Origin of the sequence: Bacillus sp. 1780r2a1 (assembly GCA_024134725.1) — a bacterium.
GTDB classification, from domain to species: domain Bacteria; phylum Bacillota; class Bacilli; order Bacillales; family Bacillaceae_H; genus Priestia; species Priestia aryabhattai_A.
Window position 1 is genome coordinate 2,923,174 of the sequence record CP099863.1, and the last position, 15,981, is coordinate 2,939,154.

A 15,981-nucleotide genomic window follows, 5' to 3' on the forward strand; every position below is an offset into this window, starting at 1 on the left:
TTATAGAAAAAATCCAAGACATAGCTGACTGATTCCTTCATGGAGACGATTCATCCCGTTTCTAAACGATATAGTTTTCAAAACATGTTCGCTCCATTGTTACAAACACTGTCCTTTAAAATTTGTTCCTACTCAACAAAAAAATCCGAGCTATAAAAAGTAGTTAACTTTAAATAGCTCGGATAAATCATCAGCTGAAACGTTTATATCCCAGCCTCTTTTCATCAATTAAATACGATTGTGCGATTACCGTAAACTAAAATTCGATCTTCTAAATGCCATTTTACCGCTCTTGCTAAGACCGTACGCTCAATTAAGCGCCCTTTTTTCTTCAGTTCTTCCGCATCATCTCGGTGATTTACTCGTTCGATATCTTGTTCAATAATCGGTCCTTCGTCTAGATCATCCGTTACATAATGCGAAGTAGCACCGATTAGCTTAACACCACGCTTGTACGCTCGCTCGTATGGCTTTGCACCGATAAAAGCAGGTAAAAACGAATGATGAATATTAATGATACGATATGGATTTTCGGCTACAAATGTCGGCGTTAAAATCTGCATATAACGCGCTAAGATAATTAAATCTATGTTATAGTCCTTTAATAATTGGAGCTGCTGTGCTTCCGCTTCAGCACGAATTTCTTTTGTTGCAGGAATGTGATAGAACGGAATTCCAAAAGACTCAACGACTTCACGCGCATCTTCATGATTACTAACAACTACGGCAATGTCGCTCATTAAGTCGCCGCTTTCCCATGCCCATAGTAGTTCTAATAAACAATGTAACTCTTTTGACACGAAGATCGCTGTTCTCTTTAAACGATGTGCGTACGTAAACTTCGCTTCCATTGAAAAGGATTCTGCAATCGATTGGAAAGCTTCTTCCATTGCTGGTCCTTTTTCATCCAAACGGTCGCATTCAAATTCAAAACGAATAAAAAATGTTCCACCTTCTGGATTAGTTGAATGCTGACTAGACTCTACAATATTTGCTCCTTGTTCAAATAAAAACGTAGAGACAGCCGACACAATTCCAGGTTGGTCTGAACAGCTAATTAACAACCGCCCTCTATTTTTATACTTCTCTTTGTATGATGTTACGTGTTGCTCAATATGCGATTTCATAAAGTTCCCTCTCTCTTTGAATGTACAGACTATTCTATCATTATAATGAAAGTTTACCGATTATCAAGCGTCATTCTTATTTTTAGAGTAAGGATTCGCTTCTTCTTCATGCTGAAGCTCTGCTAATTTCGCGTAATGAGGCTTCATACTATCCATAATATCTCGATAGACTGGCAGGATTTTTTTATATACTTTCACATTTTCAGCAATCGGCTCTAAGTGTGTAGTTTTTCCAACCATCTTTTCTACCACATTGACGGATTCAACCTCACCGATTGCATAGAGACCTAGTACAGCTGCGCCAAGACAAGAGCTTTCAAAACTTTCCGGAATTCTTACTTCTGCATTAAAAATATCAGCCATCATTTGCTTCCATACTTCAGAACGAGCAAATCCACCTGAAGCTTTAATTTCACGAGCAGGTCCAATTAGTTCTTCAAGAGGCTCTAACACTGTATATAGATTGTACATAATTCCTTCCAACACCGCACGGATCATGTGCTCTTTACCATGATGAAGAGATAGCCCGCTGAATGAACCCCTTGCGTCTGCATCCCATAAAGGAGCCCGTTCTCCTGATAAGTAAGGGTGAAAAATAAGCCCTTCAGCTCCAGGCCGAATTGTATCGGCCATTTTCGTCAGTAAATCATATACATTCACATCTAAACGCTCAGCAACTGCAGATTCACTTTTGGCCAATTCGTCTTTTGCCCATCGTAAAATCATTCCACCGTTATTAATAGGGCCTCCTACGACCCATAAGTCATCCGTAAATGCATAACAAAATGTTCGACCTTCTTTATCTAGAACAGGCTTTTTTGTAACCGTTCGAATTGCCCCACTTGTGCCAATTGTAATGGCAATCTCACCTTGATGGATAGCATCTAAGCCTAAGTTAGATAATACGCCATCGCTTGCCCCTATTACAAAAGGAGTATCCTCATTAATTTTAAGCGTATGAGCGATTTCACTTTTAATCCCTTTGCTCACATGTGTTGCTGGCACAATAGTAGATAGTTGAACAGAAGAGATTTCTGCATTTGTTAACGCAACTTCATCCCATTGTTTTGTTTCTAAATTAAGCATTCCTGTTGCAGAAGCAATGGAGTAATCCACTATATACTCATCAAATAATTTATGGAATATATATTCTTTAATTGAAATAAATTTAGCTGTTTTTTCAAAGATTTCGGGGTGCTCATGCTTTAACCATTTAATCTTAACAAGAGGTGACATAGGATGAAGAGGCATACCCGTTCGCTTGTATAGTTCCATTCGTTGATTACAAAGCTTATCTGCATATGTAGCCGCTCGCTTATCAGCCCACGTTATACAATTTGTAAGTGGCTCACCACTTTCATCAACAGCAATAAGGCTATGCATCGCGCTGCTAAAAGATACAACTTTTAAATCTTCTTTATTTACCTTTCCCTTTGCCACTACTTTCTTAATTGTTGATAGGACAGCTGCAAAAATCTCATCTGGCTTCTGTTCAGCTGTTAGGGCATCCGGCGTATGAAGAGGATACCCAACATGATGTGACTCCTTCACTTTTCCATCAGCAGTAAATAAAACCGACTTTGTTGTTGTTGTTCCAATATCAACACCTATCATATATGTTGTCACGTTACTTAACACCAACCTTTTCTCTCTGCGTTCTTTATTTATGAGGTTTTCCTAAAATGATTTAAACCATGCTTCCGCACATGAATTACACACTACTCTTTTTACCTGATGCCTTGCATTTAAAACATATAGCATTAGATCTAACAACCCAAAAATGTAAAAGTAAACACTTCTATTCATAAGGTACACCTGCTACAGTCTAAATCTTTGCGACCTATACCGTAACTTCATTCTATATAATTTAACAGGAACATAGGTTATATTGTGTAAGCGTTATCATTAAAAGGAGGGGTTAAATTGGAGGTTGTTATAAAAAAGAAATTGCCGAATTGGCTAAAGAAAAAACGATGGAAAATTACCATGACAATATTTATTGTGTTTCTGCTACTTGCAGTCATAACAGGGGTATACTTCTATTGGTTTCTACATAAAAGCTTGCCACAAACTGAAGGGAAAATAGAAATTAATGGGTTAAAAGCGGAAGTAAGCGTTTATCGTGATGCAGCAGGAACTCCTCATATTGAAGCAAAAAATCAACATGATCTCTTCTTGGCTCAAGGATATGTAACAGCGCAAGATCGCATCTTTCAAATGGATTTAAGCAGAAGACAAGCTTCAGGTATGCTAAGTGAAGTTGTGGGAAAACAAGCACTTGAACGAGATAAATTTTTTCGAACATTAGGATTAAGAAGAGCTGCTGAAAAATCAATAGCGCTTTATTCAGAAGAGGCAATAAGTGCGCTTCACTCCTATACTGAGGGAGTAAATCAATTTATTAAAGAAGCAAAAGCAAACAATACGCTACCAGTCGAATTTACCATTCTTGGCTATGAACCAACGGAATGGTCCGAACTGGATTCCTTGACAATTGGTAAATATATGGCATTCGATCTTGGTGGTCATTGGGAAGGCCAGGCATTTCGTCATTACTTACTTCAGAACTTCTCAGAAGACAAGGCTCTGGAGCTTTTTCCAAGCTATCCAAAAGACGGGCCTACCATTATTAATTCAGTAAAAAACTCTACGCTTAATATAGAGAAAAGTTTTGCTAAGGCCGTTGTTCCCCATGAATTTAATGGAAGTAATAACTGGGTCATAAGTGGAGAAAAATCTGCATCAGGCTTTCCAATTTTAGCTGATGATCCTCACCTTGGTTTAGCCACACCAGCTATTTGGTATGAAACTCACCTCCGTTCCCCAGAAGTTAACGTCAGTGGTGTTATTTTCGCAGGTATTCCAGGCATTATTCTTGGGCGTAATGACACTATAGCATGGGGCGTAACAAACGTTGGACCAGATGTACAAGATCTTTATATTGAAAAGCGTAACCCTGAAAACAAACACGAATTCTTGTATAAAGACAAATGGGAACCTGCAGAAGTTATAAAAGAAACCATTCCAGTTAAAGATGAGAAAGCTGTAAACTATGAAGTTGTGATAACAAGACACGGCCCTATATTGTCTGAATTTGCTCATTACGAAGAAGCTAACACAGCTCTTTCAATGAGGTGGACTGCACTAGATCCTTCCGCAGAGCTCGAAGCTGTTTTGAAATTCAGCAAAGCAAAAAATTGGGAGGAATTCAAAGATACCTTAGAATATTTTCATACGCCAGCCCAAAATTTTGTTTTTGCCTCTACTGATGGAACGATTGCATATCGTGCAAATGGCTTAATACCGATTCGGAAAAAAGGAGATAGTTTACTACCTGTTCCTGGTTGGACAGATGAGTATGAATGGAATGGCTACATCCCTTGGGATAAGCTGCCTACTATTGTCAATCCCGAGAAAGGTTATATATCAACAGCAAATAACAAAATAGCTGGGAGTGAGTATCCTTATCACCTCTCCAACATATGGGCACAACCGTATCGTCAGCAACGAATTCAAGATGTGCTAGAATCCAAAGAAAAATTAAATGCTAAGGATATGATGCATCTACAACTTGACCATTACAACCTCCAAGCGGAAGAGTTTACACCAATTTTATTAGAACACCTTGATACCTCTACCTTAAGAGAGATAGATAAAGAAGCTCTTAAGACCTTGGAAGACTGGAATTTTACAGATGACACCGAGCTAGCTGCACCTCTACTCTTCCATTTTTGGATGGAAGAAATAGCAAATGTTTTATTTAATGAAGAGATTAGTGATGACATGCTAAAACTGTTCATTGGAAAAGCCCAAGTAGTTGATCAACTCTTACGACAAGCACATGAAGGGAAAGAAGGAATATGGATGGCTGAAAACGGCGGTTTGCCAAACGTGCTACAAAAATCTCTAAAGAATGCCGTCAATCGTGCTAGTTCGTTTCAAGGAGAAACACCTGCTAATTGGAAATGGGGCGAAGTTCATGCGGTCACGTTTACTCATCCATTATCATCCGTTAAGCCTTTGCATCTTCTTTTTAATGCAAAAGGCTCGGTTCCAATGAGAGGAAGCCGCGTGACCGTTGGAGCTGCTGGTTGGAATAGTGAAACGGGAGAAGTGAACCACGGAGCATCTTGGAGAACGGTCGTGGACATGAAAAAACCTTTGGAGAGCTACAATATCGTTGGTCCCGGTCAGTCAGGTCATGTAATGAGTCCTTGGTATCTTGACCAAATGAATGATTGGACTGAAGGAGCTTATCATATCACATGGATGAGTGAGAAATACCGTGAAGCCGCAGATTTGCTGATATTAGTACCACAGAATTAGGGCTTATACTCAAGCATGAAAAAGAATTTTAGAAATATAATAAATAGCCGATGTAGAAAGTGTGTTGATTTCTACATCGGCTTTAGCATTTTAGGATAGTCAATTTTTTTAGGGCTTACGAAAATTACAATTATCCTTCCTGCTTATCTAGTAACCAATAGCACCTTGGCTGTTAGACTTGCTTTATAGCTGCCACTTCATGAAGCGCATTCTTTACCTCTCCATGTTCACTTGCATGTGGTCGATCTTCACCGTCATTGTACCCGTAATCGAACATACGATTTCGGTTTAATGCAAGCTTAGTCACAGATGGACGAAGTAAATCAAATAGCTCAAAGCGTTCTTTAAGCTCTGGAAATTGCTTTTGATATTGAAGTATTTCACTTCTAACACTATTCCAAAATTGATATTCACTTATTTCTTCTTTCTTTTCAAGCACTTTCGCTAGATAACGGAAGTGACAAATAAACAAGCCTGTTAAGATAAATTGTGTTAAGCCAGCTGGTTTTTCGCTCCGCAATACGGCTTTTAATTCGGGCGTTAAGCTTTGTAATTCTTTAAATGGCTGATCACTAATGTTTACATCATCAACAAAATCTTTCATAATAATGCGGACAGGCTTACCTTCTTTTAAAACAAGAACTGTATTTTGACCATGAGGTGAGAACACCGTTCCATATTGATAGAGGTAATGTAATAACGGTGGAAGAGTTGCGCTCATTAACGCTTCTATCCACTCGGAAGCAGATAAGCCAGACTGCTGTATATAAGATGAGACCAATGCTTTCCCCTTAGAATCCACATGCAAGAGTGCTGCTAGGGTAATAGCTTTCTCTCCTTCTTCTAACTCCTGATAAATACTTTCTCTCCACACGACGCCAAGCATTTCTAAATATTGATAAGGAGCATCTTTTATTGCAGCAAATGTCGGATGGTCTACATTTAAAGTGGCTACTTCCCCTAATAATCCCACTTTACATATATCTCGCAAGAATGAATCATTGTCGCGAATGTCTTTTATATGCTTTGTTACCTGAGGTGCAATAACCGTCCGTTCACTCGGAAGCCCTCGATAGACAAGCGTATTTAAAATACTCATTGGTAACTTTACATGATACTTATTATGATTTGTTGTATTAACAAATGTTCGAATCGACTGTTGTGGAAGGTAATAATCATCTCCTTCACCCAGTGGTATTATGAGATTTTCTGCTAAATATTGTGCATATAAAGGAATAATCATATTATTCCACTGCCATTCATGAACAGGTAGATAATAATAATCTTCTGGCTGCAAGCCTTTTTCCTTCAATTGGCTCTCAAATACTTCTACCGTCTTTTCACCTAGCTCTTGTTCCATTACTTGTTGAAACTTAAGAGGGGTCAATGAATGGAACGAGCTTACTGTTTTCGAAACGGCAATCCATGATAACTGAATCTCTTGTTTTTGTTCAGGAGCAAATTTCATATAATCACTATAACTAAAACCAATTCGTCCTTTGTTATATGTAATCCAAGGGTGTCCCGTCATTTCACCTTCAAGCTCTGCATAATCAAGGTTTGCTAGTTCATCGGCACTAAGACGTTCTTGCAAGTGAAGATCAGCAACAAGGGTATGCATATATTCTTTAGCTAAATGTCCTGCTGTTGAAAAAGACATTTCATTAAAATCAGACAGACTGATTAATAGCTGTAGTGCTCTCGAAGAGGAAATTGTCATATTATTTTCTTCTATATAAATTGTTTCTTCTAACACTTCGTAACTATCAAATAGACGTTTTTTCGCTTCAAATCGATAAGTAATTCCACGAGGATCTTTCCATTCATACCATGAACTGTTCCCATTTGCTTTTACCTCGTCTGGAGTAATAATGTTTTCATACATAAACTCCTCTAACATTTTAGCAAGCAATTGATTATTTGCCTTATCCCAGCGCTCTTTTGTAAATGCTGTTAAATTCGTATCTGTTATTTTCATCCTTTATTCTCCTTTATCGATTTATAGATTGTTAACCTCTGCTGAGCCATAATAAATGATAGAACTGCTATCAGTAGTACTATGCCACCACCAATAAGAGGAATATGAAGCTTGCCATTTTGAACAAGTATTAGTGCAAGCAGCGGCGCAAAGAGCAAACCTACATTCTGTGCCGTTAACATCCAACTATAATAAGAAACTGTCTCCGTGTTGCTTTGCTTAAAAAGATAAAGATCGATAAGTAGGAGACTAATGTAGAATCCTATTCCATATAAACATCTGCTGATTATAAAAAGAACTAGCGATGATGTAAAAGCTTGTATAATTAAGACGACTGAGCTAAATGCCAATACTCCATATAACACATACATCATATTAAAGCGATCGAACATTCCTGGAGGGAGCATAAACTTTAGCACAATCGCCATTACGCTTGGCATCACGTAAAGCACTGCATTTAACCATTCATCGATTCCATATTCATTTGAAACAAAAACCGTAAAGTATGGCCTTACCATATTGTGAGCGACATGAAAAAGAAAAACGGCCAGCAAATAGCCAATTAGGCGTGTTGGAAAGGATGTGCGAATAACCCGCCTGTTCTCCTTGGCTTTTTTAGATTCACTAAACCCTTTGGCAAAAATAGCGGCAAAAATCAAATCAGTGCACGCAAAGAACTTATAAATTAAAAGCGGCATTTCCCATGAAATGACGAAGCTTCCAGCCAGACTTGCGACAATTATTCCGCCGTGCAATGCCAAGAGATAAGTTGCTGCTTTTTTCTCTTTATTTTCACTTGTGCTTACCAGGTGTGGATACAGTAAATATAGGCAGCTTTGAAATACAAGTAGTAGAAGTGAAAAAGATAGGAACATGAAAAAGCTGTTGCTTTCGCTCAACATTAGTTTGCAAATACCTATGCTAATAAGCGCATACACGCTTACTTTTTCAACCTCCCACTTTTTTAAAAGAATCCCCCAAATCGGAGTCATAATAATAGCAACCATTCGACAATAAATAATAAATAAGGATGTCGCCTGTAAGCCATCAACCTGAAAGAACTCTGTGAAAAATTGGGGATAGAAAGGTGACAAGAGAACTTCCGACACCACTGTCATAAACAAGCACGTAAATATAATCCACGAGCGACTCATTTTGCGTTACACACCAAACTGTTGAAAAACATTCTTACTGTAAACTTTATAGACTTGTTTTCCTGCAATTTGATTAATGATAACTGCATTTCGGTAAGCACCAAGCCCTAAATCCGGAGCCCCCACGCCGTGTGTATGAAGCTCTCCATTTTGAATAAACAAATTGGCTTCAACAGATTGAGTCCTGACTTTGAACTGTTCATCAATTTGCAGTTGTCCATTCTCATCAAATAGTAAATGAGATTGTAAACTTTCTAAGCATGATGGAAAGCTGCTGATATATCCTGTAGCCATAATAACAACATCACTTTTCAATTCTTTGGTTTGACCTTGCTCATATTGATAAAGGGTGAGTTTATAGTCAGTTTCTTCTCGGCAAACATCTTGGACTTCTGTTAGTGCTTGCATATGAATAGGAGAAGCTTTTCCACCAACCGTTCGTTCATACAAATGTTCATAAATGTCAGCAATCGTATCAAAACTAATTCCTTTATATAAGAGGGCTTGATTTTTTAATACCTCTCTTTTTTTATCCTGATTTAAGTGATAGAAATAACGGGTGTATTCTGGTGAAAAATGTTCTAACCCCAGCTTTGAATACTCCATTGGATAAAACCCTTTAGACCTTGTGTACCAATGGAGTTCATAGTTGTTTTCCTGTTGATGTTGCAACAGATCATACACTACTTCAGCGGCACTTTGCCCGGAACCAATGACCGTAATATGACGAGCTTTAACGGTTTCATCACGATTTTGCTTATAGCAAGCAGAATGGTAGAATTGATTGCTTTGTAAACTTTTAAAGTCAGCTGGAACTGCTGGATTTGTTCCTACCCCTACTACTACATTTTTCGCGTAGTAAACGGTTGGTTTACCACTTTCCTCAACTGTTACTTTATATAGCTGCTCTTTTTCTATTTCAATTTTCTGAACCTTGCTGTTGAACTGCAGCCCTTTTAACTGATTAGCTACCCATTGACAATAATGATTGTACTCAGTTCGTGGAATGTGAAATTTCTCAAAGAAATAAAATTGATACAATCGTTCGTGTTCATGTAAATAGCGTAAGAAACTATAGGGGCTAGATGGATTAACCATCGTTACTAAATCAGCCATAAACGGCACCTGTAGCGTAGTTCCTTCTAAAAGCATACCTGGATGCCAATTAAACTGAGATTTCTGATCAAAGCATTTATACGAGTATTCTGTTTCTTCTAATAAAGCTGCTAGTCCAAGGTTAAATGGCCCTATTCCAACTCCAATAACCTCTAAAACTTCCCTTGAATCCATGCGTTCCACCTACTTTCAAACACGTCTTGTTGACAATAAAGAAGCATAGCTGTTTTATCCGGAAGGTCAACCGTCTTTAACTGTTGAAATCCACATTTCTCAAAAACATGAATCATCTTTTTATTTCGAATATCTGGTTCAGCCATAATACGCTTTGTTTCCGATACTTCAAACATTCTTTTCATGAGCCTTAGCATCAATGGATAAATAAATCCTTTGCCAAGATAATCTTTCTCGCCAATTAACAGATGAATGCCTTGATCTCCTTTTTCATAGTCATAATAATGACGGATTAAATCTTCAGATACCATGTATGCCTCCCAATAGCTCATTGGTTGCCCATCTATTTCACCAATTAATAGCTGCTGATGTTTTTTTGCTAAAAAGTGCTTTAAATGAGATGCATACTCAGCTCTTGGCTTATCCAAATTCCAAAACGGAATGACGTGCTCTTGATTCATCCAACCATGCAAGCGGTCAAAATCTTTCTCAAACGTTACATAGCGAAACGTAATCTCTTTTTTGATTTTTGCATCCCATACTGAGATAGGATAATGATTTTCAGCTAATAGCTTCATTTATACACACCTTCTAAAACCGCAAGCGGATTAGTGACATCCACGTAAACAGATTGTGTTTCTAAACTACCAACTAGCTCATCCATATCATGAATGCGCGTTAATAAATTGGCTTTGCAAGGCAAACTTTCCTGAGAAAGCATACTCTTAACTAGATTTGTATGATCATTCTTTTCATATCCCAAGATAACTGTACGCATCTGTTCAATCAGCTTGCTTTCTTCAATTAGTCCACTTGTCCCAAAAGCATTAATTAAGCCAAATAGATGATTAAAGATAACATAATAACGAAACCTCTCTTCAGCAACCGCATCGTCACATACTGTATCACTCATCTGGTTTAAGCCTTTGACAAGTTTTTGCAGGTCTTCTTGCTTAGAGCGCATAAAATAATATCCTTGGTTATCGCGATAATAAAATGCTTTGGGATAGCCTTCTTTTGTCAGTTTGATAATTGAGTTTTGCTGATGCGCTTCAAGCGCAATTCCTTTTTCTGTATACAACCACATCATTGGCTTTAACGAAATGTCTAAATACTTCTTAAACCAATCTTGACTAACAGCTTCCAGTGATCGGTTTTCAGCTTTAGCTAAACGATGAATAATCTCTTGAAGCTGCGTATGGTGACGGTACACATGATCTTGACATAAACTTGCTAAAAGAGTAGTCGAATCCCCTTCTGTTCCCTTAAAAGGGTTTTCTCGAATTACAACCTCAAATCCAAGCTCTTCTTCACCAAGCGTGACGTATGCAAAGTCTTTAATAATCTTAAAAGCAGGATGATGAACCTGAAGCTCTTCCTCTAAACCAGCACGTAAAAGTTCCGTTACCTCTACACCTCGGTACAGCTCTTTTCGTTTATTAACGCGAAGTGAATTTGTTATTTTTACGGGTATTGAAAACTTATACATAACGTCTGCGTTTGAGTTATACACAGTTCGTACAGACGAAGTAGGATAAAACGCTTGTCCTTGAGGGCCTAGATATGAAAGTTGCCCGCTTTGAATCCAGTCACAAACTTCTGATTTTCCAAGTAAATATCTTGCTTGAAGAGGATGCATTGGAATCAATACATTTTCTTCGTCTTGGCAATAGTTAGCTTTAAATTCACTTGATACTTCTGCGTCTTCTAACAGCTGTTTTTTAATGATTAAACTTGCTTTTTCCAGTGCAGAGCCGTGTTTAACCAATGAAGCTTCTGCGCAAAAATAGTGTAGTTGAAACTTTCCCTTTAGCTCTGGAGCGAAGATTACTTCTTCTTCAGGCAAAATCCCTTGTCTACTTTTAGGAGTTGGGTGAAGCTGATGCCCAATTAAAAGCGCTTGTTCGGATTGTAAAAAGTTCTTATCAGCCCCGTAACACTCTTGAAGTTCTGCTTGTCTCACTTCAATGAATTGCTTCATATTTTCATAGCTTAATAGTACGCGCACAATCAGTTCATTTATTTGAAGTAAGTCCTCCGTTACTTCTTTCATTAGCAGCGCCAATAGTGTTAACAAATCTAGCTCTTGACGCTCATGCCCTTCTACTTGATATACCATTTGCTCCTTTAATAGATGGCGTCCAGTTAAAGACCGATAATAAACTGGAAAATAGAGCGTGACGGGCTGCTTTTCTAGGGAGACAACAAGTTCTTCAGTCTCCCCCGCTTTTACCCATGTTCCCTTTCCTGTTTCTCTTACATAGCAGTTCACTACATTTTGCATCGTAATAAAATTAGCTGATTGTTGCGCATTCACGTAACGCTTCCTCCCTCTGCTCCAACTCGCTACCAAGTTGAAGTACCTCTTTTATAAATTGTTTTAAGTTTTCAAACTCAATCATCGGATTCAACATTGTTACTTTTAAACATACTTCTTGGTTCACTTTTGTTTTTGCTATAACAAAGGTTCCTGCTTCATATAGCTGTTGCTGAATCATTGTATTAATTTTGTTTTCAATATACTTTTGATCTTCAGCACTTTCTCCTAGCTCTTTGCATTGATACTTAAATACAATAGCGTTCATCGTCGGTTCATTCATAACTTTAACCATTGAATGTTCTTGTAAATATTCAGCTAACTTCCTCGCATTTTGAATAGTTTGGTCAATCAATTGACCAAAAGAAGATGTACCCATCATTTGAAACGTTAGCCAAACCTTAAGAGCATCAAAACGTTTAGTTGTTTGAATACTACGGTTAACAAGGTGAAGATGCTCATCTTCTTCTGGATTTAAGTAGTCTGCATAAAGTTGAATATGCTGAAAGGCTTTTTCATCATTTACAAAGAAGGCACCGCAGCTAATAGGCTGATAAAACCACTTATGAAAGTCGATTGTAATGGAGTCTGCAAGCTTTAGCTCTTGAACTAGATGTCTATTTATCCCTGAGAACAATAAGCCACCACCATACGCAGCATCAGCGTGCACCCACATATCATAAGTTGATGCTAGTTGATGAATACCATAAAGAGAATCGATACTTCCAAAATCAGTGGTTCCAATTGTTGCTACAATGGCCATCGGAAGCTCTCCACTTTCTTGAGAAAGCTCTATCTTTGCACGTAAATCTTCTATGCACATCTCATAGCGCTCGTTTACTTTTACTGGAATAACTGCGCTTATCCCTAAACCAAGCTGTGCAGCAGATTGCTGAACTGTAAAGTGTGCTTTTTCAGAACAAAAGATTCGCAGTTTATTTGCTTCAGGTGGTAGACCTTCTTGCTGTACGTTTGCTTTAAGCTTTCGCTTACAATAATCATTGCGAGCTAGTAGCATCCCCATATAATTTGATTGCGTTCCACCACTTGTAAATACACCGTTTGCGTTTGATCCATATCCAATTTGCTTGATGCACTCTTTAATGACAGCATCTTCTATATAAGTCGCAATTGGACTTTGATCCCAAGAGTCCATCGACTGATTGAGAGCTGTGATAAACACTTCTGCAACCAAAGCAGGTATAGCTGGAGGACAATGCAAATGTGCCATTGCTCCGGTATGAGAAATATGCAAGGAATGCTTTAAAACAAGTTGCTCTAGGGCCTCTGTCAGTTCTGTGAACGTGCGTCCCTTTTCTTTGAATGTCATTTCAGCATTAAAGTGCTCAAAGCAATCTTCTAGTTGCCAATGATGATAAGGCCTGTCGATTGTTTTATAATAATTTGAGATCATCTCTATAGACTGATTCATTAACTTCCTATACGTTTTTAAGCTTTGATTATCCTGGGATAGAAACCACTTTTGACAATCTTGTTCCATCTTATCTTTTCACCCACTTAGCTTCTGCTGCTTTTACCGATTCTTTAAAGCGCTCTAAGATATCATCAGCCTGAGCTTGACTTAAAATTAAAGGTGGTAACAAGCGAATAACTGCTCCATGCCTTCCTCCAACTTCTAAGATAACTCCTCGATTAAAGCACTCTTGCTGAATCATCTTCGCTAACTCTCCATTTCCAGGATGGGCTCCAATCTTGTTGGCTGGCTTAGACCAATCGATAATTTCTACTCCAATCATTAACCCTCGACCACGAACATCTCCAATAGAAAAACTATCGGCTTGGATGGCTTTTAGCTGCATTTGCATGTATGTTCCAAGTTCATGGGCGTGTGCATCTAAAGCATGCTCTTTCACAAAGCTAAGCGTTGCTTGTCCCGTTGCCATTGCGAGCTGATTACCGCGAAAAGTGCCGATATGAGCACCTGGTTCCCATTGGTCTAACGCTTTATCGTATACAACAACAGATAGTGGTAAGCTACCGCCTATTGCTTTTGATAACACCAGAACATCTGGTTCAATATCAGCATGCTGAAAGGCAAACATTTTACCCGTTCGACCAATTCCAGTTTGCACTTCATCAATAATTAACGGAATTTGACGCTCTTTTGTAATACGACGAAGCTCTTTCAACCATGCAACAGGAGCAGGTACCGAACCTCCTTCACCTTGAACAATTTCAACAACAATTCCTGCTGGTTTAACAATACCGCTTTCCGGATCGTCTAGTAAGTTTTCAATGTATGTGCTAATTACTTCGTGACCACCTTCACCGATTCCAAATGGACAACGATATTCGTAAGGATAAGGTAAGAAATGTGTATCTGGAACTAAGGCATGAATTCGCTCTTTAGGGCTTATTGTTCCGCTAATGCTTAATGTGCCATGAGTAGAACCATGGTAGCCGCCTTGGAACGACAAAATAGTTCGGTTCCCCGTAGCCGTCTTTACAAGCTTTAACGCTGCTTCAATTGCATCTCCACCCGTAGGCCCACAAAATTGCACTTTTGCTTTTTTTGCAAAATCAGTTGGTAAATTTGCAAACAACTCATCTACGAACGCTTCTTTAACCGGCGTAGTTAAATCTAATGTATGTAAAGGAATACGATCAGCTAATACCTGTTGAATCGCTTCATGGACTACTTCATGGTTATGACCAAGCGCTAAAGTGCCCGCTCCTGCTAAACAATCAATATACTCTTTGCCATTCATATCCGTGATGATGACACCCTCTGCTTTTTGAATAGCAATTGGAATTCTTCTTGGATAAGATCTCGCATTTGATTCGCGAAGTTCTTGTTGTGAAAGTAACGCTTCATTTGTAGATTGATTTGTTATTGAAATAGACATGAATAATCCTCCTATATTTAAATGATAATGATTTTCATTACTAATTACATACATAAGGATAAATGATAATGATTTTCAATGTCAACTGATTTTTCTAAAAATATGCATTTTTTCCTAAACTCTTCTTTAGTAATTGACAATTTTTAATGCTGATCTTACTAAAAAAAGCGCTACTTAAATTCGTAGCGCTTTTTCTTATTTCATTTTATTCATAATTTCTTTTGCTTTTTGCACACTTTTTTCATTTATTGGCTGTGTATATTGACAGTTAACTCGTATACCTGCTCCAATACACACTTCAGTTAAATTGGTAACTGATAGAAAAGCCTGTAAGTTTTCTGGTTTTAACCCTTTAGCTCCGACAAATATAAGATTTTCATTTCTCATTTGACGCAACATTTTTTTGATTTGTGGAATCCCATTTAACGCACTTTTATCCGCTCCAGACGTCATAACCCTCTTTATTTCCGGATAACTCAATAATGTTTGAAGCCCTTCTTCTTGATTATGTAAATCATCAAAAGCTAAGTTAAAAGTCACATCCATTCCTTTAGAAGCACTTAGTAAAGTTTTTAACGTCTTTTCATCAATGGTTCTCTCTGACGTTAAGCAGCCCAAGATTACTCCTTCTACTCCGAGTTTTCTTGCTGCTTCGATATCATGAACCATCGTTTGAATATCGTCTTCATTGTATTGATACGACTGATTATGAGGTCGAACCATTACGTATACAGGAAGGGTAATCACTTCTTTTATTTGTTTAATTAGCCCATAACTTGGAGTAATACCACCTTCATTGATGCTCGTGCAAATACTAATTCGATCTGCCCCATTCTCTTGAGCTAGCTTTGCATCATGCAATGTAGTCGCAATCACATCTATCATTACAATAAACATCCTTTCTTCTTCATTAATCTAGAGC

General features: G+C 38.1%; 11 protein-coding genes. 1 reads left to right on the forward strand and 10 read right to left on the reverse strand.

Going from position 1 to position 15,981, the window contains the following annotated elements:
* Positions 1 to 224 precede the first annotated feature (224 nt).
* Both purU and gntK read right to left on the reverse strand, forming a co-directional pair.
* Entirely contained in the window at positions 225 to 1,127 is a 903-nt protein-coding gene (gene purU, locus NIZ91_14705) for a formyltetrahydrofolate deformylase (protein USY53997.1), read from the reverse strand.
* Between the two features lie 63 nt (positions 1,128 to 1,190).
* Positions 1,191 to 2,741, reverse strand: a complete 1,551-nt coding sequence (gene gntK / locus NIZ91_14710) for a gluconokinase (GenBank protein ID USY57179.1) — start codon at positions 2,739 to 2,741, stop codon at positions 1,191 to 1,193.
* Between the two features lie 309 nt (positions 2,742 to 3,050).
* Between gntK and NIZ91_14715 the strand changes: the two genes are divergently transcribed.
* On the forward strand, positions 3,051 to 5,453 hold the full coding sequence (locus NIZ91_14715) for a penicillin acylase family protein (protein USY53998.1): 2,403 nt from the start codon (positions 3,051 to 3,053) through the stop codon (positions 5,451 to 5,453).
* Between the two features lie 172 nt (positions 5,454 to 5,625).
* Here NIZ91_14715 and NIZ91_14720 read toward each other — a convergent pair whose 3' ends face one another.
* The 8 genes from NIZ91_14720 to NIZ91_14755 all read right to left on the reverse strand — a co-directional run bounded on the left by NIZ91_14720 (position 5,626) and on the right by NIZ91_14755 (position 15,944).
* A complete protein-coding gene (locus tag NIZ91_14720) occupies positions 5,626 to 7,431 on the reverse strand; it encodes an IucA/IucC family siderophore biosynthesis protein (GenBank protein USY53999.1) in 1,806 nt (601 codons plus the stop codon).
* Positions 7,428 to 8,585 (reverse strand): MFS transporter, encoded by a 1,158-nt coding sequence (locus tag NIZ91_14725; GenBank protein ID USY54000.1) that lies wholly within the window; start codon positions 8,583 to 8,585, stop codon positions 7,428 to 7,430. The genes NIZ91_14720 and NIZ91_14725 overlap by 4 nt, the downstream gene beginning before the upstream one ends.
* A gap of 6 nt (positions 8,586 to 8,591) precedes the next feature.
* Positions 8,592 to 9,875 (reverse strand): lysine N(6)-hydroxylase/L-ornithine N(5)-oxygenase family protein, encoded by a 1,284-nt coding sequence (locus NIZ91_14730; GenBank protein ID USY54001.1) that lies wholly within the window; start codon positions 9,873 to 9,875, stop codon positions 8,592 to 8,594.
* On the reverse strand, positions 9,854 to 10,453 hold the full coding sequence (locus tag NIZ91_14735; GenBank protein USY54002.1) for an acetyltransferase: 600 nt from the start codon (positions 10,451 to 10,453) through the stop codon (positions 9,854 to 9,856). Before NIZ91_14735 ends, NIZ91_14730 begins: the two co-directional genes overlap by 22 nt.
* Positions 10,450 to 12,192 (reverse strand): IucA/IucC family siderophore biosynthesis protein, encoded by a 1,743-nt coding sequence (locus NIZ91_14740; protein ID USY54003.1) that lies wholly within the window; start codon positions 12,190 to 12,192, stop codon positions 10,450 to 10,452. The genes NIZ91_14735 and NIZ91_14740 overlap by 4 nt, the downstream gene beginning before the upstream one ends.
* Positions 12,170 to 13,693 carry an aspartate aminotransferase family protein gene (locus tag NIZ91_14745; protein ID USY54004.1) on the reverse strand — a complete coding sequence of 508 codons (1,524 nt, stop codon included), beginning with the start codon at positions 13,691 to 13,693 and terminating at the stop codon, positions 12,170 to 12,172. The genes NIZ91_14740 and NIZ91_14745 overlap by 23 nt, the downstream gene beginning before the upstream one ends.
* A 1-nt stretch (position 13,694) precedes the next feature.
* Complete coding sequence (locus NIZ91_14750; GenBank protein USY54005.1) at positions 13,695 to 15,059, reverse strand: aspartate aminotransferase family protein; 1,365 nt, start codon at positions 15,057 to 15,059, stop codon at positions 13,695 to 13,697.
* 195 nt (positions 15,060 to 15,254) lie between these two features.
* The gene (locus NIZ91_14755) at positions 15,255 to 15,944 is read right to left on the reverse strand and encodes a copper homeostasis protein CutC (GenBank protein ID USY54006.1); all 690 of its coding nucleotides are present in this window, start codon (positions 15,942 to 15,944) and stop codon (positions 15,255 to 15,257) included.
* Between the last annotated feature and the right edge of the window lie 37 nt (positions 15,945 to 15,981).